Genomic DNA, 19,951 nt, shown 5'->3' with positions numbered 1-19,951 from the left:
CGCTAACCTTAGTTTTTATCTAAACCAAGCGCAGTTCTTAATTGGCCTAACGTATTCAAATCACCTTGACGGCTTGCTGATGTGAGCGCTTGTGTAGGTGAGTGTATCAAACGATTAGTTAGCCTATTAGCTAACTCTAGTATCACTTGTTCACTATCACTGCCTTGAGACAATTTATTCAGGGCACGCTCAACTAATTCATCTTTAATCGCCAAGCTCTGGCTGCGATATTCGCGAATACTGTTGACTGACTCTAAAGACTTAATCCACTCCATGAACAAGTGTGATTGATCTTCAGTAATTAATTCTGCTTGCTCGGCGGCTTCTTTACGTGAAGCCATGTTCTGTTCAATTATGCTATGCAGATCGTCTACAGTATAAAGGAATGCGTCGTCTAACTCACCGACTTCGGCTTCAATATCTCTTGGAACTGCAATATCCACCAACAACATAGGTTGATGACGACGCTGTTTTAGCGCTTTTTCGACCATGCCTTTACCTAAAATAGGCAAAGGACTGGCGGTAGAGGATATCACGATATCGGCTTTAGCGAGAAAGTCTGGAATTTGTTCTAAGGTAATTGCTGTTGCATTAAACTCTTCACACATGGCTTGGGCACGTTGGAGAGTGCGATTCGCCACCACCATAGAAGCGACACCGTTATCTTTAAGGTGCTTGGCAACTAACTCAATGGTTTCTCCTGCACCAATGAGTAACACCTTAGTGGTGCTCAATGATGAGAAAATATGTTTCGCCATGCTGACTGCCGCAAAAGCAACAGAGACGGCTGCGGCACCGATTTCAGTTTCAGTGCGCACTTTTTTAGCCACAGAAAAGGTATTTTGAAACAAACGGTCAATCGTTAACGCTATGGTGCCAGCTTCTTTAGCTTTCACAAACGCTTGTTTGACCTGTCCCAAAATTTGCGGTTCACCTAACACCAGAGAATCTAAACCCGATGCCACTCGCATTAAATGCTTGACGGCAACTTGTTCTTCATAGGCGTAGATACACGGCATTAAATCACTATGGTCTAAATTATGGTAATCCTCTAACCATTCAATAATGTCTTCCTTATTGGCATTATTGCAATACAGCTCAGTTCGGTTACAGGTAGACACAATAACGGCCTCACCCGTGCGGGTGCGACTGGCCAAGCTTTTCATTGCGTCATGAATGCGGTCTGGAGAGAAAGCGACTTTTTCACGCAAATCTACCGTGGCGGTTTTATGGTTTATCCCGATTATTACTAGGCTCATTTGACAGTATCAAGTTCTTTTCGGTGACGTTAATTAGTCTATTCTACTGAATTGAACCAACTAAAAACACAATTGGGTTAACAAAACCGAATAAATGTCTAAATTTTTATTTTTTATTCACCTAAGTATTATGTAAACCAGTACATTAATATCACATTAATTTTGTAAAAAGCATTTTTACATAATGGCTTAAGCCCAGTATCATAAGATAATCTTAAACCACTGTTAGGCAATCCATTGCGTTTATCTGCCTCTTTATTTCATATAGCTTTCATTACCGCGGTGCTTTTATTAGCCGGTTGTAGTGTCACCCCATCTGACGATTTTATCCCAATAACGGTGAAAAACGCAGCTCAAGCTAAAGCATGGGAACTTCAAGGTAAAATTGCCGTTAAGACATCTGAAGACAAATTCAGCACCAATATATACTGGTTACATCAACCGGCAGCCAATGATTTACGGTTAACAACTGTATTAGGCACAACGGTATTATCCCTTAAGACGGATCAGGGGATGGCGACACTTGAAGTTGACGGCAAAATATATCGTGACAGTAATGCACAAGATTTACTGAAAGCGATTAGCGGATGGTCAATCCCCCTAGAAAGCCTTCCGTTATGGATCACCGGCCAAATTGGCAATAATGATAACATTGTCAGCTATAATCCTGATGGCACAATTAAACAATTAATCAGTCACGATCCCCAAGCAAATTGGTCGGTCAGTTTTCTCAGTTGGCACCATCAAAGTGGCGCATTAGTGCCTAAGCTGTTAAAAATTGAACGTGAAAATGTACAAATTAAGATTCAAAGTAATCAATGGACAGCGGTAGCAGCCAGAACAAAATAAGCGTTTAATCCTTAATGTTACGCGGGTTATTAAACAAGGTAGTGAAACGAACATGACATCCACGAGCTCACACAAATCAGCATCAATAAGTTGGCCTGCTCCCGCAAAATTGAATTTATTTTTACATGTTACTGGCCAGCGAGCCGATGGCTATCACGAATTACAAACTCTGTTTCAATTTATTGACCATTGTGACTATCTTGATTTTCATATTACCGACACACCTGATTTGGTTCTACATTCAAATATTAGCGATTCTGTTGCTGACAGCGATAACTTAATTCTTAAAGCCGCAAAATCACTCCAGAGATACGCCCAATATGAAGGCGGCGCACATATCTGGTTAGACAAATTATTACCTATGGGTGGCGGTCTAGGGGGCGGTTCATCTGATGCTGCAACCACATTAGTGGCCCTAAATGCCTTATGGAAAACCAATTTATCACCCAGTAAACTGGCTGAAATAGGCTTAACGCTTGGTGCGGATGTCCCTGTTTTTATTAATGGTTTATCTGCGTTTGCCGAGGGCGTAGGAGAAAAGTTGATCACAGTAGAACCAACAGAGTCGTGGTACTTAGTCATTGTGCCGGATGTGCATGTGTCAACCAAGGATATCTTCCAAGATCCTGATTTGCCCCGCAACACCCCGAAAGTTGATATAAACACCTTAATGACTCGAAAATGGACCAATGACTGTCAGAAACTGGTCACAACTAGGCACCCTCAAGTTGCCAATGCCTTAAGCTGGCTGGTAGAATATGCGCCGTCGAGAATGACCGGAACAGGCGCATGCGTGTTCGGGGAATTTACACATTCGCAACAAGCCCTTGACGCTTTAGCCGAATTACCGGCTGATATGCGAGGGTTTGTCGCAAAAGGGATGAATAAGTCGCCATTACAAATACGGCTTGAGCAACTCTGAAAACATAATATCTTCTGGGTCAGTTTTGAGTGACAACACATAAAATTGATCTAGCCTTTAATTGTAAAGCAAACACCTGAGGTTCATAAAGTGCCCGACATCAAGCTCTTTGCTGGTAACGCTACCCCAAATCTAGCCGCTAAGATTGCCGACCGTTTATTTTGCAAACTTGGCGACGCCGTTGTAGGCCGTTTCAGCGACGGTGAAATCAGTGTTCAAATAAACGAGAATGTACGTGGTGCGGATGTGTTCATTATCCAATCTACTTGCGCACCCACGAACGATAATCTCATGGAGCTTATTGTCATGGTTGACGCATTACGTCGTGCATCAGCGGGTCGTATTACTGCCGTTATTCCTTACTTCGGATATGCTCGTCAAGACCGCCGTGTGCGCAGTGCACGTGTGCCTATTACAGCGAAAGTGGTTGCAGATTTCTTGTCAAGCGTGGGTGTTGACCGCGTATTGACTTGTGACTTACACGCTGAGCAAATTCAAGGTTTCTTTGATGTCCCTGTTGATAACGTATTCGGTAGCCCTGTGTTACTTGAAGACATGCTCGCCAGGAAATTTGAAAACCCTGTTGTTGTATCTCCTGATATTGGCGGTGTAGTTCGCGCTCGTGCAGTTGCTAAGCTATTAGATGATACTGATCTTGCAATTATCGATAAGCGTCGCCCACAGGCAAACGTGGCTCAGGTAATGCACATCATTGGTGATGTTCAAGGCCGTGATTGCATTATTGTTGATGACATGATCGACACTGGCGGCACCTTATGTAAGGCTGCAGAAGCATTAAAAGAACATGGCGCTAACCGCGTGTTCGCTTATGCTACTCACCCTGTATTCTCAGGTAATGCGGCTGAAAATATTACTAATTCTGTTATCGATGAAGTTATCGTCACAGACACTGTGCCATTAAGCCCTGAAATGATGAAAGTGGCTAAAGTGACTCAGCTGACCATGTCTGCAGTATTAGCCGAAGCGATCCGTCGTGTTAGTAACGAAGAGTCAATTTCTGCGATGTTTCGCCACTAATCTTTATTCGATTAGGCTTAACGCTGACATAAAAAACGCACTCAATTGAGTGCGTTTTTGTTTGTTGGTTGGTGCTCAACCGGCATTACGAGACATTAACCATTATTGAATGACTGATATCCGGCAATTACCCGTAAAACCATGCCGTAAGGTTCAAACGATCAATTCAACGTGCATTGATTGGCTTGTCATTAGGGCTTAGCCCTTTTAATCAATGCACCGTCCACGAGCTCTCTCATATCGGCCTTAGACCAACAATGAGTTCCATTAAGCGGTCATTTCTTGTCTGAAAGCAAACGACTGCCGTTTATCTAACTGATGCACTGAATGTGTTGCATAAAATGCTTGCTGAGTCTGTAAAAAGCATTGCCCGCAGCGATGCCAGTACCATAACCATGACGTAAATCGATATCTGTACTGGCTAACAATTTGCTTTAAAGATTGTCATCAGCAAAATTTGAATGACCTCGACATCTTCAGGTGGGTTAGCGATAAAAGCGAGCTCTTGTTCATGCGGAACCAAGTAATCAATTGTTTTGGGACAGTCCCCTGACACACCAATCCATGATTTGAGCTTATGTACCCAAGCAGATTGTGCATGAAAATGGGCATTAACCGTGCGAATAACCACAATTTTACGAGCGTCGCGGCGATACGCTTCTCTCACGGGTAATGGCGCAGCCAACCCACCATCAAGATAGAAGTCCCTTGAGGGTTCAAGAACAGTAAGTAAAATAGATAACGGATAGAATCAATCGTGTTGATAGGAAAATACTCTTGATAAATTTTACCTACTGTATTAATTATCGACTCATTTTGCGGGAGTTCACAGCAGGCTAAAGTTTGATTCTGCATTGATCTGCACCCAACTCTGAAGGCTTCAATTGGGGTTAACGTGATTGGTATCTAAAAAAATCCAACAAAAAGCCCGTCTTAATAGACGGGCTTTTCAGAATTTGGCTGGGGTACCAGGATTCGAACCTGGGAATGCTGAGATCAAAACCCAGTGCCTTACCGCTTGGCGATACCCCAATAACAACTATTTATTTTAAAGCAGAGAAACCATTTAATTTAACTAAAATTTGATGGTACGGAAAGAGAGACTTGAACTCTCACACCTCGCGGCACCAGAACCTAAATCTGGCGTGTCTACCAATTCCACCATTCCCGCATCAAATTTTAACTTACAGTATACTCTTTTTATTTCAGAGTAAACTTTGGCTTTACCAGCTAGCGCAAATAATACTCACTCTACCTAATAAATATGGTAGCAATGGCGGGACTTGAACCTGCGACCCCAGCATTATGAGTGCTGTGCTCTAACCAGCTGAGCTACATTGCCAAAGATGGCTGGGATACAAGGATTCGAACCTTGGAATGCTGAGATCAAAACCCAGTGCCTTACCGCTTGGCGATATCCCAATAATCTTGTCTAACTTTATAAATGGCTGGGATACAAGGATTCGAACCTTGGAATGCTGAGATCAAAACCCAGTGCCTTACCGCTTGGCGATATCCCAATTAAGCTTTTTGAAACATTAGCCTGAGCCAACGTCTCGAATAAATGGTGCGGGAAGAGAGACTTGAACTCTCACACCTTGCGGCACCAGAACCTAAATCTGGCGTGTCTACCAATTTCACCATTCCCGCACAACACTCTAGTTTAACATCTTGAGTAGATGGGTAAGAAATAGATGGTAGCAATAGCGGGACTTGAACCTGCGACCCCAGCATTATGAGTGCTGTGCTCTAACCAGCTGAGCTATATTGCCACTATTTCTTGCAATCCCTCTTGGCGAGGAACGGGGCGTATTATGCTTATTCAGCTTATCTAGGTCAACTGGTTTTTTTCGCTATTTTCATCAATTCGTCTTGTTCGGCTATAACTTCACCAAACTGAATGCCGAATCGACAAAATAAACCCTATTAACTTAGCGTAAACACCTTTACGCCCCTTTTAAATTTCAAATTAACGTAAATGACGCTTATACGTTAAATAAGAAATGCATCACATCGCCATCTTTAACAATGTACGTTTTACCTTCTACACGTAATTTACCCGCATCTTTGGCGCCAGCTTCACCTTTGTAGGTAATAAAATCTTCATACGCCATAACCTGTGCACGAATAAAGCCACGTTCAAAATCGGTGTGGATTACGCCAGCAGCTTGTGGTGCTGATGCACCAATAGGTACTGTCCATGCACGCACTTCTTTTACACCGGCAGTAAAGTAAGTTTGCAGATTTAATAACTCATAACCAGCACGGATCACGCGATCTAAACCTGACTCTTCTAAACCTAAATCAGCCATGAACTCGTCACGGTCATCGGCTTCCATCTCAGCCAGTTCTGACTCAATCGCGGCACAAACAGGCACAACGATTGCATTTTCGGTTGCCGCAATGGCAAGCACAACATCAAGATGAGGGTTATTTTCAAATCCATCGTCAGCAACGTTAGCAATGTACATGGTTGGTTTTAGGGTTAAGAAGTTTAGATACGCTACTGCGGCTAATTCTTCTTTGGTTAACGCTAATGAACGTAACATTTTGGCTTCGTCTAATACTGGACGCATTTTTTCAAGCACACTGATTTCAAATTTTGCATCACCATCGCCGCCTTTAGCACGTTTGGCTTGACGAAAAATAGCGCGCTCACATGCGTCTAAATCCGCTAGGGCTAGCTCAGTGTTAATCACTTCAATATCGCCAGCAGGATCAATTTTGTTCGCTACGTGGACAATATTCGGATCTTCAAAACAACGCACAACATGACCAATTGCGTCGGTTTCACGAATATTGGCTAAAAATTTATTGCCTAAACCTTCACCTTTCGATGCGCCAGCCACTAAACCAGCGATATCGACAAATTCCATAGTAGTCGGTAACACGCGTTGAGGTTTGACAATGGCTGCTAACGCATCAAGACGAGAGTCTGGTACAGGTACCACTCCGGTATTTGGCTCAATGGTACAAAACGGAAAGTTTGCCGCTTCAATACCTGCTTGTGTTAGCGCATTAAACAACGTTGACTTACCTACGTTTGGCAGACCAACAATGCCGCATTTAAAACCCATATGCTTACCTTTATATATGTAGAGTTATCCTATTGGATAATGATGTCGAAAGGGTGTTAAAACAAAACTCGCGTAGCTTATTCTGCTTTGAACGTATGTAATCTGTGCATGGCTTTCGCCATGTCTTGTTTAAATAAAATCTCGGTTGAACGAACCGCTTCATCGATCGCAGCGATTATCCGTTCTTGTTCTAACGCTGGGGCTCTTCCCAGTACGTAGCCGCTAACTTTATTTTTATCACCAGGATGGCCAATACCAATGCGCAAGCGATGAAAATTCTTGTCGTTGCCTAAGCTGGCGATAATGTCTTTTAGACCATTATGTCCCCCATGACCACCACCCAATTTAAATTTAGCCACGCCAGGGTCCATGTCAAGCTCATCATGGGCAACCAAGATTTCTTCAGGCAGGATCCGAAAAAAATTAGCTAAGGCAGCAACCGACTTACCGCTTAAATTCATGAAAGTTGTTGGGATCAGTAAACGCACATCTCTTCCATGCAATGTTACGCGGGCAGTGACGCCAAAATATTTACTGTCTACAACCAATGATACGTTGCATAGACGAGCCAGTTCTTGCACATACCATGCACCAGCATTATGGCGAGTTTGTGCGTATTCAGCACCGGGGTTTGCCAACCCAACAATCAGTTTAATGTTACTCATCCCAACCTAGTCAGTTTATCAGCGAACAATGTCGCTAAATGCCTTTCATGGCGTACATCAAAATACACATGATGCAAAACGCGGCATTTTATACCAATTTCACTCATAATGTAATCACTCAGAGCCACTCAAACTTTACCGTTCACCACGTCTTATTCAAGTAATGCTTATTCCATTACTTCAACGAGGCCACAAACCACACATTGAGCCGATAGAATATCTAATTAAGTCCAAGGGCGTACTTTAATACTTTACGCTTTAGCGGTGAGTCGATGTTTGCCAATTTTAATGCGCCATTGCGCAGTAATTTTAACGGCAGTAAATCGTTACTAAACCCCGCATAAAAGGCATCCATTGCGGTCATCATTAATTGATTATCGTAATAACGCGCTTGCTGATATCGCTTTAGCACGCGCCTGTCCCACCATGTTTCACCACTGCCAATGGCATTAGCGACTTGGGCCACCAGCACATCGACATCTTTAAAACCAATATTAACCCCTTGGCCAGCTAATGGATTAATCGTGTGGGCCGCGTCACCAAGAATAACGAGGTTATCTTGATAATACTGCTGTGCGTGGCGGCGGGTTAACGGAAAGCTGCCACGATTATCAACCGTAAAATGAGGGTCTAATCGCGACGGAAAATGCTGGCGGATCTGCTCTGCCAGTTGCACATTATTCAGTTGAGATAATTGTTTAATTCGGTTGGCATCGTCATACCAGACTAATGAAGCATGATTCCCCGGAAGCGGCAATAAGCTTCTTGGCCCGACAGGAGTAAACTGCTGCCAAGTGACTGATTGCTGGGGCGTTTGAGTACTAATATTAATTAACATCGCCGATTGAGCATAATCCCAACCTGTCACACCAATACCGGCCCATTGGCGCACTTGCGAATGAGCCCCATCTGCGCCGATCAGTAATGTTGTCGAGAGTGTAGCGCCATTATCAAGCTGAATACTCACTTGATGACGATCATTTGAGCGAGAGAATTGGGTCACGTTTCGCGGACACAACAAGGTGACATTGTCCATTTGCTCGATTTGTTGCCATAAACTCAGTTGGATCAATCGGTTTTCAAAAAAATAGCCTAAGTGCGATTGACCAACTTGCTCGGCGCTAAATGCAGTAAGGCAGCCATCTAGTTCCCATGTTTCTAAGCCAGTATAAGGTGCATGGCGCATGGTCAATAAGCTATCCATCACGCCCAAACGTGTTAATAACTGCTCAGACGCCACACTAATAGCCGATATACGAACATCCAAAGGTTGCTCTGGATCATAAGGTTGTGGTTGGCGAGACTCAATCACCGCGACACGGAGCCCTAACTGACCTAAGCCAATCGCGGCAGCCGCACCGACCATTCCGCCACCAACAACGACAACATCATAATCAATCGCGTTATCCGAGGTATTCGTTGAAGTGAGTGAAGCATCTTGCATTGTGTTTACATCCATAATCGTGAGATGACTTTAAGCCCAACAGGGCAATGAACGAGACGGCAACATGTGTATAGACATGCCTAGAATAGCAAAAGTGTGAATAAATGTTGCTATAACGCCGGTTCACTACATTCGCTTACATGTATAAAAATTAACCAGCAAACTATTCTCTATACTGAGACTGTCTCATTAATGGATCCACTTTATTTAACCAAGAGAGGACATCATGAACAGTCACCATCATCAACCTTTATACTACCTACCTGTACGCCATTACATTCGTTGTGGTGTGGTTGTTACAATACTAACTTGCACACTGGCATTATCCGCCCACGTGTCGGCCAATAGTCAAAAAAACCAACCAGTAATACCTGCAACCAATATGGCCGCGACCAATATCAGCCCTATTGAAACGATTACTGTGATATACCGTAGTATGTTTGATTATGCCCTATATGAACAAACCACGGAAATGTTGCTGAGTTTCAATCGTGACTTAAGCCAGAGTAACGCGGTCAATGCTCAACAGCAAAGTCGTCAAATGGCTGCTGAATTTGGTGTTTACTCGCCTCAATCAATCACGTTTAATTCAAACGATAAGTCATTACTATCTCCATGGCCATTACAAAGTTTTTATTCAAATGAGTGAAACTTGCACTAGTGCTGGCCAGACAGCCTGACAAAAGGTAAAATGTCGCGCTATTTTTTAACTTTGGTTTACCGGCGAGCACTGATGAGTAAAAAACTTCATATAAAAACCTGGGGCTGTCAGATGAATGAGTACGACTCATCAAAGATGGCTGATTTATTAGACGATTATCAAGGGTATACCTTGACAGACGACGCAAGCGAAGCAGATGTACTGCTGCTAAATACTTGCTCTATTCGTGAGAAAGCACAGGAGAAGGTGTTCCATCAGCTAGGGCGTTGGAAATCTTTAAAAGATAAAAATCCTAATTTAATTATTGGGGTCGGTGGTTGTGTTGCCTCACAAGAAGGTAAGGCAATTAAAGATCGCGCCCAATGTGTAGACATTATTTTTGGTCCGCAAACTCTGCATCGCTTACCTGAGATGATCGAACAAATTCAACGTGGCGAAAAAGCCGTGATTGATATCAGTTTCCCAGAAATTGAGAAGTTCGATCGTCTTCCCGAGCCTCGCGCTGATGGTCCAACGGCATTCGTATCCATTATGGAAGGTTGCAGTAAGTACTGCTCTTTCTGCGTGGTGCCTTATACCCGTGGTGAAGAAGTCAGCCGTCCATTGGATGACGTTATTCTCGAAGTGGCTCAATTAGCCGCCCAAGGCGTTCGTGAAGTCAACTTGCTTGGCCAAAACGTTAACGCGTATCGCGGGATAACCCACGATGATGAAATCTGCACCTTTGCGGAATTGTTGCGCTTAGTCGCCTCGATTGATGGTATAGACCGTCTGCGTTTTACCACCAGCCACCCAATTGAGTTTACCCAAGACATTATCGATGTGTATGAAGACACACCTGAATTGGTGAGCTTCCTGCATTTACCGGTGCAATCGGGTTCAGACCGTATTTTGACCCAAATGAAACGCGGTCACATGGCCATTGAATATAAGTCGATTATTCGTCGTCTGCGTAAAGCGCGTCCTGATATTCAAATCAGCTCAGACTTTATTATTGGTTTCCCAGGTGAATCTCAACAAGATTTCGCTGATACCATGAAACTGATTGAAGATGTCGCCTTTGACCACAGCTTTAGCTTTATCTACAGTGCACGTCCAGGAACACCTGCAGCAGATTTGCCTGACAATGTCAGCGATGAAGAAAAGAAGCAGCGTTTAGCGATTTTACAAGAACGTATTACCCAGCAAGCGATGCGTTATAGCCGTCATATGCTAGGCACTGTTCAACGTATTTTAGTCGAAGGTCCTTCGGTAAAGAATCCAATGGAGCTTCGTGGTCGTACTGAAAACAGTCGTGTGGTTAACTTTGAAGCTGCCCACACTCATATCGGCAGTTTTGTTGATGTGAAAATTGTTGATGTTTATACCAACTCATTGCGCGGAGAATTTGTCCGAGGTGAAGATGAGATGGATTTACGTCGCAGTTTACATCCGTCTGATATTATGGCTAAACACAAGCAAGATGACGCATTGGGTGTTGCTCACTTTAAGCCGTAATTGATGTTTGTTGCTTAAGCATTACTAAAGGCGGCTTGTCCGCCTTTAATTTTGCCTAAAATGAGTCATATTATGGTAATTCAATACAGAGACTCGTAAACTGTTATTATTGTAATATGGCATGTTTAAGCACTTATTCTTTGCCCTTGACCAAAATCTGGAGCCTTATTTGACCACTAAAGCCACCACCATGAACGTGTATCTAGAACCGTCAGACACTCGCCGTTTAGCCTCATTATGTGGCCCAGTTGATGACAACATCAAACAACTCGAACGCCGATTAGGTGTTGAGATTATCCATAAAAATAATCAATTCACTATTATTGGTCTGCCACGTAACGTGCTCAATGCCAATAACTTGTTGCGTCAGTTATACATTGAAACCCAAACCGTAAAAGGCAGCACGCCTGATTTAGAACCTGAAATCGTTCATCTCGCCATTCAAGAAGCCATTCACCTTGAAGCTGAACAAGACAATGACGACAGTAGCATCCATATAAAAACCAAACGTGGCGTGATTAAACCTCGTACACCCAATCAAAGTGTGTACATGCATAACATTACCCGTCACGACATCAGTTTTGGGATTGGCCCTGCCGGTACCGGTAAAACTTACCTTGCTGTAGCAGCAGCGGTTGATGCCTATGAACGTCAAGAAGTACGTCGTATTCTATTAACTCGCCCCGCGGTTGAAGCGGGTGAAAAGCTGGGTTTTTTACCGGGCGATTTAAGCCAAAAAGTCGACCCTTATTTACGCCCACTCTATGATGCCTTGTTTGAGATGATGGGGTTTGAAAAAGTCGAAAAACTGATTGAACGCGGGGTGATTGAAGTCGCACCACTGGCGTACATGCGCGGCCGTACACTCAATGACGCCTTTATTATTTTAGATGAAGCCCAAAACACCACCGTTGAGCAAATGAAAATGTTTTTAACCCGTATTGGGTTTAATTCTCGCGCGGTGATCACCGGGGATATTACCCAAATAGATTTGCCTCGTAGCCAAAAGTCAGGTCTGCGACACGCCATTGAAGTCCTCAGTGAAGTGTCCGAAATTAGCTTTAATTTCTTTATTGCCCAAGATGTGGTTCGCCATCCGGTAGTGGCTCGTATTGTTGAAGCCTATGAAGCTTTTGAGCAACAAGAACAAATTGAAAAAGCCGCAAAAGAACAAGCTTATCGCGAACGTGAGCAGAAACGTGTCCAACTGGAAAAAGAGGGACATACTCAATGAGCCAGCAAGGGATATCATTAGATCTCGACCTGCAAATTGCAGTTGATAACCCAAGGTTACCGACTCAAGCAGAGTTTGACACTTGGGTACGCACCGCGATGGGGCAAACGATGCCAGAAGTGGAACTCACCATTCGTATCGTTGAGGTTGCCGAGAGTCAGCAACTCAATTTAACCTATCGCGGTAAAGATAAGCCGACTAACGTGTTGTCATTTCCGTTTGAAGCGCCGCCTGAAGTTGAATTGCCGTTATTAGGTGACCTCGTTATCTGCGCGCAAGTGGTGGAACAAGAAGCAATTGAGCAAAATAAACCGCTAAACGCGCACTGGGCACACATGGTCATACACGGCTGCTTGCATTTGCTGGGTTATGACCATATTATCGACGAGGAAGCCGATGAGATGGAGTCATTAGAGACCCAACTTGTTGAAGGCTTAGGTTTTACAAATCCCTATAAGGAAGCATAAATAAACAAGCTATATCTGATAGATATCCCTGTTTAGGTAAATATTATGAGTGACGATATCCCCCCGAGTACAAACGCCCACAAGAGAAGCTGGTTCGATAAAATTAACCAATTATTTCAGGGCGAACCTCAAAATCGCGAAGATTTAGTTGACGTCATTGCAGGTGCAGAAATGCGTGACCTTATTACTGAAGATACTCGCGAAATGATTAAAGGTGTATTAGAGGTTTCCGACCTTCGTGTGCGCGACATCATGATCCCAAGAGCGCAAATTGTTACCATTCAAATAGACTCGACTGTCGATGAATTTTTAAAAATTGTCATCGATTCAGGCCACTCTCGCTTCCCTGTTGTTAATGAAGATAAAGATCATATTGAAGGCATTTTACTGGCTAAAGATTTGATCAAATACGGTTTTAAACAATCTGATGAATCTTTCACTCTTGCCCAGGTTATTCGACCTGCAGTGGTCGTTCCTGAAAGTAAAAGAGTCGATGTGCTACTCAAAGAATTCCGCTCACAACGTTATCACATGGCCATTGTTGTTGATGAATATGGCGGGGTATCAGGCTTAGTCACTATTGAAGATATTCTGGAAGAAATCGTCGGCGAAATTGAAGATGAATTCGACCACAATTCAGTTGAAGACACTGAAATTAAAAAGCTCAGTAATACTGTGTTTATGGTGAAAGCGCTCACTGAAATCGAAGACTTCAACGAAGCGTGTGGCACCGCGTTTAGTGATGAAGAGTTTGATACTGTGGGAGGTATGGTGTCCCATGCATTTGGTCACTTACCTGAACGTAATGAAAGCATTGTCATCAGCAATATTGAGTTCAAAGTCATTAATGCTGATAACCGCCGCTTGGTGCAACTTCGTGTTAAACTCCCAGACCCAAATATTAGTGAAGAACTCAACGACTAAATCGTGCTAAAAACTCAACCCTTATACTCTCCTTTGAGTATTGCCCGTCTGGTGATGGCATTTTTTGCTGGCGCCAGTACGGCATTATCGTTTGCGCCTTATGAAATGTGGGCCATATTTCCGTTGGCACTCAGTTTTGCCTTATGGCAAAGCCAAACCTTAACCGCTAAACAAAGTTTGTATTATTGGCTTAGTTTCGGTTTTGGCTGTTTTGCTATTGGTATTAGCTGGGTCCATGTCAGTATTGACACTTTTGGTGGCATGCCTATTGTTGTGTCGATAACTTTAATGGCTTTACTGGCACTTTATCTTGCCATTTATCCCGCCATTTGTGGATACTTGCTCAGTAAGTTATCCCGCACATCAAAACATACGTTAAACCCTTACATAACCTATCTTGGGCTATTCCCTGGATTATGGGTCCTCACCGAATGGTTACGAGGCTGGATACTCACGGGTTTTCCTTGGATTTGGGCTGGCTATAGCCAAACATTAGGACCTCTGAGCGAATTTGCCAGCTTTATTGGTGCGTTGGGACTGAGTTTTGTGGTGGCTTTAGTTGCTGGCTCACTGCTGCTATTAAGCCAAAAGCGGATAATACCGATACTGCTTATTTTACCTACGTTGGCACTGCTTGCATGGGTGGCACCACAAGTAAATCCAATTTCCACCTCTGGGAAATCAGTCAAAGTCGCCTTAGTGCAGGGTAATATTGCCCAAAGCATGAAGTGGGAACCCGATGCATTGTGGCCGACTATGCTTAAATACATGGATTTAACCCGTAGCCAGTTTGATGACGCCTCGAGTGTCGATATCATCATTTGGCCAGAAGCCGCTATTCCAGCGCCAGAAGCCATGGTGGAAGACTTTTTAATCAATGCCAATCAAGTCGCCAATATCAATAACACGGCGATAATTACCGGCATTATTAGCCACCAGCAAAAAGACTTTTATAACTCATTAATCGTTTTAGGTAATCATCATCTGAAGCAGCAGCAAAGTGCTGATTATGTCATTGATGGCAGCAATGAGTATAAAAAGCATCATTTATTGCCTATAGGTGAGTTTGTGCCGTTAGGTGATTTATTGCGCCCTATTGCACCGTTTTTTAATTTACCTATGTCATCATTCCAGCGAGGTGGCTACACTCAAGCTAATTTAACTGCGCTGGGTTACCATATTGCGCCTGCAATTTGCTACGAAATTGTCTTTCCAGAGCAAGTAAGAGCCAGTGTTACCGACGAAACCGATATGCTGCTCACGGTATCAAACGACGCTTGGTTTGGCGCCTCTAATGGGCCATTACAACACATGGAAATCGCCCAAATGCGCGCGATTGAAATGGGTAAACCGTTACTGAGGGCGACCAATAATGGCATTACTGCAGTGGTCGATCCGCACGGGCGAATTACCGATGCAATCCCTCAGTTTGAAACGGGTGTCTTAGTGACCAACGTTGCCCTTTATCAAGGTGAAACTTGGTTCAGAAAAATAGGTCAATTCCCCTTGCTGATACTGTGCAGCTTATTACTGTTATTGGGTGTAAGAAACTACTTACGTAAATAACGGGCAATTGATCCAACTCAAAAAAGACGCTTTCACAAGATTTAGCCTAATTGCATGGGGTGAGGTCATCATTGTCGTTATGTTAGCGATTGTCGCCGCGCCTACATTTATTAGGCTCAGTACCCATGCTCGACAAGGCAGATAATCTGGCGTGACGGCCAGTGTTAAAACCCGCAATTGTCTGCTATATGCCCGTTCAACATGACGCACTTACAAGTGCAAGGCAAACAAACCGCGATGAATTAATCGATATTGATATCGATATCGACAACGAGGGGGTACTTGAAACGCGGTTAAGACCGGGTGATGTAGATAACCCTGACATCGAACGATGGATTGTTGCTGAGAATAATTTTACCTTTCAATATCAATAAATTGCTGTTACTTGGATATAACCAAGATGATAATGTCCAAGTCAACAATGATAACGGCTACTTTTTATACCCTTGAGCCGCCAACGGTGCCACAACACCTCAATATCAAATTATATTAAGCTATTGCTAAAATAACGTCATTTTAAAGACCTTTTCTTGTTTAAAAATTGAACTACCTTTGAGTTTGCATCGTACTGCTTCTGATAAACAACTACAGGAGGTTATTATGCAATTATCTGAAATCAAGTTAGCCATATCCCAACAAGCTAAACACCCGACGATTATTAGCTATGCCGACTCCAATCATTACTTACTTGGTATTAAAGACGAAAATGGCAGTTTTCAAAGCGCCCGCAACAAAGCTGGCGTTTTACTCAGTCTTAACTCAATCAAACAAGCTGAAAACCTATTGAAACAACAAGGCATTAATTACGCCATAATAGAAATTCAAACGGCATATGATGAGATGGTAGGTATTAGTAGCGGTAGCGGTAGCCATTGCCGTTACCGAGTCGAATTTTAATCTCGAACCTCATTTGGGATAAGGGTATGGGAAAAAGTTAATCAAAAGCAGTCTGTTTCGAGTTAACTTTTTCCAGTCAAGCATATGAAAATTACGTATCACTGTGTATACAAGGCGAGTTTACCTAGCGATAGGGTGGATCTTGCAGGTTAAGCTACTTCGAGCTCGGGACAAAAGCGGTCCGATTACCGCTTTTTATCCAGAGTTGAGCTCAGTTACCCACTATGGCGTTAATGGCTCCCGTGAAAACTCATTATAATCACATTGTGGACAATCGGGGATGACCCCAGGGAAATCGATTTGCATTTGGTGACCACACTTATTACAGATCAATATACCTTGGTTAATGATTTCTCCAGACTTATAAACACCACGATGTTTAAAATCTTGTAATAGTTCATGCCATTCCACTTGACTACGATCGGTTATCTGGCTTAACCACTGCCATAATGTATTCTCAATCCCAATGACCATCGGGCTAAAACTCAAATTATCGGCATTTTCCTCATTTAAGAAGGCTGCAATGTCACGCTTTAAAAATTCTTCGACTAATTCTAACTCTTCTTCATCTGAATGAGATTTAAGTGCCAAGTACTCTTTCCCTTGGGTTACCGACTTAAACAAACTCTTAGCTGTCAATGAGTTATCTTGATCAAACGTGGCTTTCACCTGTTCGAATAGTGACTGATATAAGGCTAATAGTGCTGAACTTTTTCCACTCATAATTAATACTCCTTAATACGCACCTTTTTAATAGATCACTTCTGGTTTATTCTATGCAGTTATAAATCGCGCTGCTGAGCGTTAGATCAAACAATAGGCGGCATGGCCGGAAATAGATTGATGCAAGAACAATATAATCCCTCAGAAATTGAAGCCTTAGTGCAAAAGCACTGGCACGAACATAAAACCTTTGAAGTCACTGAAGATGAAAGCAAAGAGAAATTCTATTGTCTTTCAATGTTTCCGTATCCTTCAGGTCGTCTCCACATGGGCCACGTCCGTAACTACACCATAGGCGATGTTGTAGCACGATATCAACGTTTGCAAGGTAAAAATGTTTTGCAACCGATTGGTTGGGACTCATTTGGTCTGCCTGCAGAAAATGCCGCGATCAATAACAAGACCTCTCCTGCACCGTGGACATACGAAAATATCGACTATATGAAGAACCAACTTAAATTATTAGGTTTTGGTTATGATTGGAGTCGTGAAATCGCTACGTGTACCCCGGAGTACTATCGTTGGGAGCAATGGTTTTTCACTCAGTTGTTTGAAAAAGGCTTAGTGTATAAAAAAACCTCATCAGTAAACTGGTGTCCAAATGATGAAACCGTACTGGCAAATGAACAAGTGCAAGACGGTTGTTGTTGGCGTTGTGATACTGAAGTCATTCAGAAAGAAATTCCTCAGTGGTTTATTAAAATCACTGATTACGCTGAAGAACTGCTTAACGATCTCGACACGTTAGATGGCTGGCCTGAACAGGTTAAAGCCATGCAACGTAACTGGATTGGCCGCAGCGAAGGGATTGAAATGACCTTTGCCGTAGCTGACAGTAACGCCACCTTTGATATCTATACCACTCGTCCAGATACCTTAATGGGCGTGACCTACGTTGCTATTGCTGCGGGTCATCCGTTAGCGGAACAATCGGCGCTGAATAATCCTCAGTTAGCCGCATTTATAGAAGAATGCAAAAATGCTGATACCACTGAAGCGGCGATGGCTTCGATGGAGAAAAAAGGCGTAGCAACCGGTCTTCAGGCTATTCACCCTATTTCTGGTAAATTGGTCCCTATTTGGGTGGCTAACTTTGTATTAATGAATTATGGCACGGGCGCAGTAATGTCGGTCCCCGCTCATGATCAACGCGATTATGAATTTGCGCTTAAATACCAGCTCGCTATCGAAGCGGTGATCAAGCCTGTTGAAGGCGAATTGGACATCAGCAAAGAAGCCTATATTGAAAAAGGGGTGGTATTTAACTCAGGTGATGCTTTTCCTGAGCTAGACGGTTTAGATTTCAAAGCCGCCTTTGAAGCCATTGATACTAAATTAACCGCAGAAGGCAAAGGCAAACGTCAAGTCAACTACCGTTTACGCGATTGGGGTGTATCTCGTCAACGTTACTGGGGGGCACCGATCCCGATGGTGACCTTAGCAGACGGCACCGTTATCCCTACGCCAGAAGATCAACTACCGGTCATTCTGCCTGAAGATGTGGTGATGGACGGTATTCAAAGTCCGATCAAAGCTGATAAAGCTTGGGCAGAAACCACAGTCAATGGTCAGCCTGCAATGCGCGAAACAGATACCTTTGATACCTTTATGGAATCATCTTGGTATTACGCGCGTTACTGTAGTCCTCATGCCGATGAAATGTTAGATCCAGCCAAAGCTAACTACTGGTTACCGGTAGATCAATATATTGGTGGTATCGAACATGCTTGCATGCATTTATTGTATTTCCGCTTCTTCCATAAGTTGCTACGTGATGCTGGCTTAGTCAACAGTGATGAGCCCGCAAAACAATTACTGACTCAAGGCATGGTTTTAGCCGATGCTTACTACTACAACAACGAAAAAGGTGCCCGAGTGTGGGTATCACCTTTAGAAGTGACTGTGGTAGAAAAAGACGACAAAGGCCGCATTATCAAAGCTGTCGACAATCAAGGTCATGAACTGGTTTATACCGGCATGAGCAAGATGTCTAAGTCGAAGAATAACGGCATTGACCCACAAGTCATGGTCGAAAAATACGGTGCTGACACAGTCCGTTTATTCATGATGTTTGCCTCGCCACCAGAATTAACTCTAGAATGGCAAGAGTCTGGCGTTGAAGGCGCACATCGCTTCATCAAACGTTTCTGGAAATTGGCCAGCGATCATGTTGCCGCAGGTAAAACTGAAGCACTAGATGTCAGCAAATTAAATGCTAATCAAAAAGCATTGCGCCGTGAATTACATAAGACCATCGCCAAAGTCAGTGATGATATTGCGCGTCGTCAAATGTTTAACACTGCGGTTGCCTCGGTAATGGAGCTAATGAACCATTTACTCAAAGCATCGCAAGAAAGCGCTCAAGACCGTGCATTGCTTGCTGAAGCATTGTCTGCTGTAACGCGTTTGCTTTACCCTATCGTTCCGCATATGACGTTTACGTTATGGAATGAGTTAGGTAACGAAGGTGATATTGAAGACAGCCGTTGGCCAGAAGTCGATGAGTCAGCATTAGTCGAAGACAGCAAGCTCATTGTGGTTCAAGTTAACGGTAAAGTGCGTGCAAAAATTACTGTCGCTGCCGATGCATCGAAAGAAGATGTTGAAGCCTTAGGCATGAGTGATGAACATGTGCAAAAGCACACTGAAGGGTTAACGGTTCGTAAGGTAATTTACGTGCCTGGTAAACTATTAAGTATTGTGGCTAACTAGTGACAATATCAGCCCT

General features: G+C 43.3%; 18 protein-coding genes, 7 tRNA genes and 1 pseudogene. 12 read left to right on the top strand and 14 right to left on the bottom strand.

Annotated features, from left to right (window positions below; genetic code table 11):
• Positions 1–8: 8 nt before the first annotated feature.
• Entirely contained in the window at positions 9–1,259 is a 1,251-nt protein-coding gene (hemA, locus tag EGC80_RS09240; protein WP_101034365.1) for a glutamyl-tRNA reductase, read from the bottom strand.
• 237 nt (positions 1,260–1,496) lie between these two features.
• On the opposite strand from hemA, the gene lolB reads away from it, so the two are divergent.
• The 3 genes from lolB to EGC80_RS09225 all read left to right on the top strand — a co-directional run bounded on the left by lolB (position 1,497) and on the right by EGC80_RS09225 (position 4,068).
• Positions 1,497–2,108 (top strand): lipoprotein insertase outer membrane protein LolB, encoded by a 612-nt coding sequence (lolB, locus tag EGC80_RS09235; protein ID WP_101034364.1) that lies wholly within the window; start codon positions 1,497–1,499, stop codon positions 2,106–2,108.
• A 52-nt stretch (positions 2,109–2,160) separates the two neighbouring features.
• Positions 2,161–3,030, top strand: coding sequence for a 4-(cytidine 5'-diphospho)-2-C-methyl-D-erythritol kinase (gene ispE, locus EGC80_RS09230; protein WP_124012357.1), 870 nt, complete (start codon positions 2,161–2,163; stop codon positions 3,028–3,030).
• Positions 3,031–3,120: 90 nt separating this feature from the next.
• Positions 3,121–4,068 (top strand): ribose-phosphate pyrophosphokinase, encoded by a 948-nt coding sequence (locus EGC80_RS09225; protein ID WP_101034362.1) that lies wholly within the window; start codon positions 3,121–3,123, stop codon positions 4,066–4,068.
• 311 nt (positions 4,069–4,379) lie between these two features.
• Here EGC80_RS09225 and EGC80_RS09220 read toward each other — a convergent pair.
• From EGC80_RS09220 to EGC80_RS09165, 12 genes and pseudogenes are all read right to left on the bottom strand, one after another.
• Positions 4,380–4,780: pseudogene (locus tag EGC80_RS09220) on the bottom strand (DUF6363 domain-containing protein); the annotation flags it as partial.
• Positions 4,732–4,923 (bottom strand): hypothetical protein, encoded by a 192-nt coding sequence (locus tag EGC80_RS09215; RefSeq protein ID WP_124693470.1) that lies wholly within the window; start codon positions 4,921–4,923, stop codon positions 4,732–4,734. The pseudogene EGC80_RS09220 and the gene EGC80_RS09215, both read right to left, overlap by 49 nt.
• A 102-nt stretch (positions 4,924–5,025) precedes the next feature.
• Positions 5,026–5,100: transfer RNA gene (locus tag EGC80_RS09210), tRNA-Gln, on the bottom strand.
• A gap of 54 nt (positions 5,101–5,154) precedes the next feature.
• Positions 5,155–5,239: transfer RNA gene (locus EGC80_RS09205), tRNA-Leu, on the bottom strand.
• Positions 5,240–5,333: 94 nt separating this feature from the next.
• Positions 5,334–5,410 (bottom strand) — tRNA-Met (locus tag EGC80_RS09200).
• Positions 5,411–5,415: 5 nt separating this feature from the next.
• Positions 5,416–5,490, bottom strand: a tRNA-Gln gene (locus EGC80_RS09195).
• Positions 5,491–5,513: 23 nt separating this feature from the next.
• Positions 5,514–5,588 (bottom strand) — tRNA-Gln (locus EGC80_RS09190).
• Positions 5,589–5,633: 45 nt separating this feature from the next.
• Positions 5,634–5,718: transfer RNA gene (locus EGC80_RS09185), tRNA-Leu, on the bottom strand.
• Between the two features lie 45 nt (positions 5,719–5,763).
• A tRNA-Met gene (locus tag EGC80_RS09180) sits at positions 5,764–5,840 on the bottom strand.
• Between the two features lie 213 nt (positions 5,841–6,053).
• Positions 6,054–7,145 carry a redox-regulated ATPase YchF gene (gene ychF / locus EGC80_RS09175; protein ID WP_124012358.1) on the bottom strand — a complete coding sequence of 364 codons (1,092 nt, stop codon included), beginning with the start codon at positions 7,143–7,145 and terminating at the stop codon, positions 6,054–6,056.
• A gap of 77 nt (positions 7,146–7,222) precedes the next feature.
• A complete protein-coding gene (gene pth / locus EGC80_RS09170) occupies positions 7,223–7,810 on the bottom strand; it encodes an aminoacyl-tRNA hydrolase (RefSeq protein WP_101034358.1) in 588 nt (195 codons plus the stop codon).
• A 220-nt stretch (positions 7,811–8,030) separates the two neighbouring features.
• Positions 8,031–9,254, bottom strand: coding sequence for an FAD-dependent monooxygenase (locus EGC80_RS09165; protein ID WP_233768627.1), 1,224 nt, complete (start codon positions 9,252–9,254; stop codon positions 8,031–8,033).
• Positions 9,255–9,480: 226 nt separating this feature from the next.
• Between EGC80_RS09165 and EGC80_RS09160 the strand changes: the two genes are divergently transcribed.
• The 8 genes from EGC80_RS09160 (at position 9,481) to EGC80_RS09125 (ending at position 16,500) form a co-directional block, all read left to right on the top strand.
• Positions 9,481–9,903: a hypothetical protein gene (locus tag EGC80_RS09160; RefSeq protein WP_124012360.1), complete on the top strand. Its 423-nt coding sequence runs from the start codon at positions 9,481–9,483 to the stop codon at positions 9,901–9,903.
• A gap of 84 nt (positions 9,904–9,987) precedes the next feature.
• Positions 9,988–11,412: a tRNA (N6-isopentenyl adenosine(37)-C2)-methylthiotransferase MiaB gene (gene miaB, locus EGC80_RS09155; RefSeq protein WP_124012361.1), complete on the top strand. Its 1,425-nt coding sequence runs from the start codon at positions 9,988–9,990 to the stop codon at positions 11,410–11,412.
• 169 nt (positions 11,413–11,581) lie between these two features.
• Complete coding sequence (locus EGC80_RS09150) at positions 11,582–12,646, top strand: PhoH family protein (protein ID WP_124012676.1); 1,065 nt, start codon at positions 11,582–11,584, stop codon at positions 12,644–12,646.
• The gene (ybeY, locus tag EGC80_RS09145) at positions 12,643–13,113 is read left to right on the top strand and encodes an rRNA maturation RNase YbeY (protein WP_124012362.1); all 471 of its coding nucleotides are present in this window, start codon (positions 12,643–12,645) and stop codon (positions 13,111–13,113) included. Before EGC80_RS09150 ends, ybeY begins: the two co-directional genes overlap by 4 nt.
• Positions 13,114–13,158: 45 nt before the next feature.
• On the top strand, positions 13,159–14,037 hold the full coding sequence (corC, locus tag EGC80_RS09140) for a CNNM family magnesium/cobalt transport protein CorC (protein WP_101034354.1): 879 nt from the start codon (positions 13,159–13,161) through the stop codon (positions 14,035–14,037).
• A gap of 54 nt (positions 14,038–14,091) precedes the next feature.
• Positions 14,092–15,603: an apolipoprotein N-acyltransferase gene (gene lnt / locus EGC80_RS09135; RefSeq protein WP_233768653.1), complete on the top strand. Its 1,512-nt coding sequence runs from the start codon at positions 14,092–14,094 to the stop codon at positions 15,601–15,603.
• 188 nt (positions 15,604–15,791) lie between these two features.
• Positions 15,792–15,977, top strand: a complete 186-nt coding sequence (locus EGC80_RS09130) for a hypothetical protein (protein WP_124012364.1) — start codon at positions 15,792–15,794, stop codon at positions 15,975–15,977.
• Positions 15,978–16,203: 226 nt separating this feature from the next.
• Positions 16,204–16,500, top strand: coding sequence for a DUF6482 family protein (locus tag EGC80_RS09125; RefSeq protein ID WP_124012365.1), 297 nt, complete (start codon positions 16,204–16,206; stop codon positions 16,498–16,500).
• A gap of 222 nt (positions 16,501–16,722) precedes the next feature.
• Here EGC80_RS09125 and EGC80_RS09120 read toward each other — a convergent pair whose 3' ends face one another.
• Positions 16,723–17,223 (bottom strand): zinc ribbon-containing protein, encoded by a 501-nt coding sequence (locus tag EGC80_RS09120; RefSeq protein WP_124012366.1) that lies wholly within the window; start codon positions 17,221–17,223, stop codon positions 16,723–16,725.
• 120 nt (positions 17,224–17,343) lie between these two features.
• Here EGC80_RS09120 and leuS point away from each other — a divergent pair, with 120 nt between their 5' ends.
• Positions 17,344–19,935, top strand: a complete 2,592-nt coding sequence (gene leuS, locus EGC80_RS09115; RefSeq protein WP_124012677.1) for a leucine--tRNA ligase — start codon at positions 17,344–17,346, stop codon at positions 19,933–19,935.
• Positions 19,936–19,951 lie beyond the last annotated feature (16 nt).

It is taken from the genome of Shewanella psychromarinicola, from assembly GCF_003855155.1.
Lineage (GTDB): Bacteria > Pseudomonadota > Gammaproteobacteria > Enterobacterales > Shewanellaceae > Shewanella > Shewanella psychromarinicola.
Note: the sequence above shows the minus strand (reverse complement) of the source record. Positions and strands in the feature narration are given on the sequence as shown.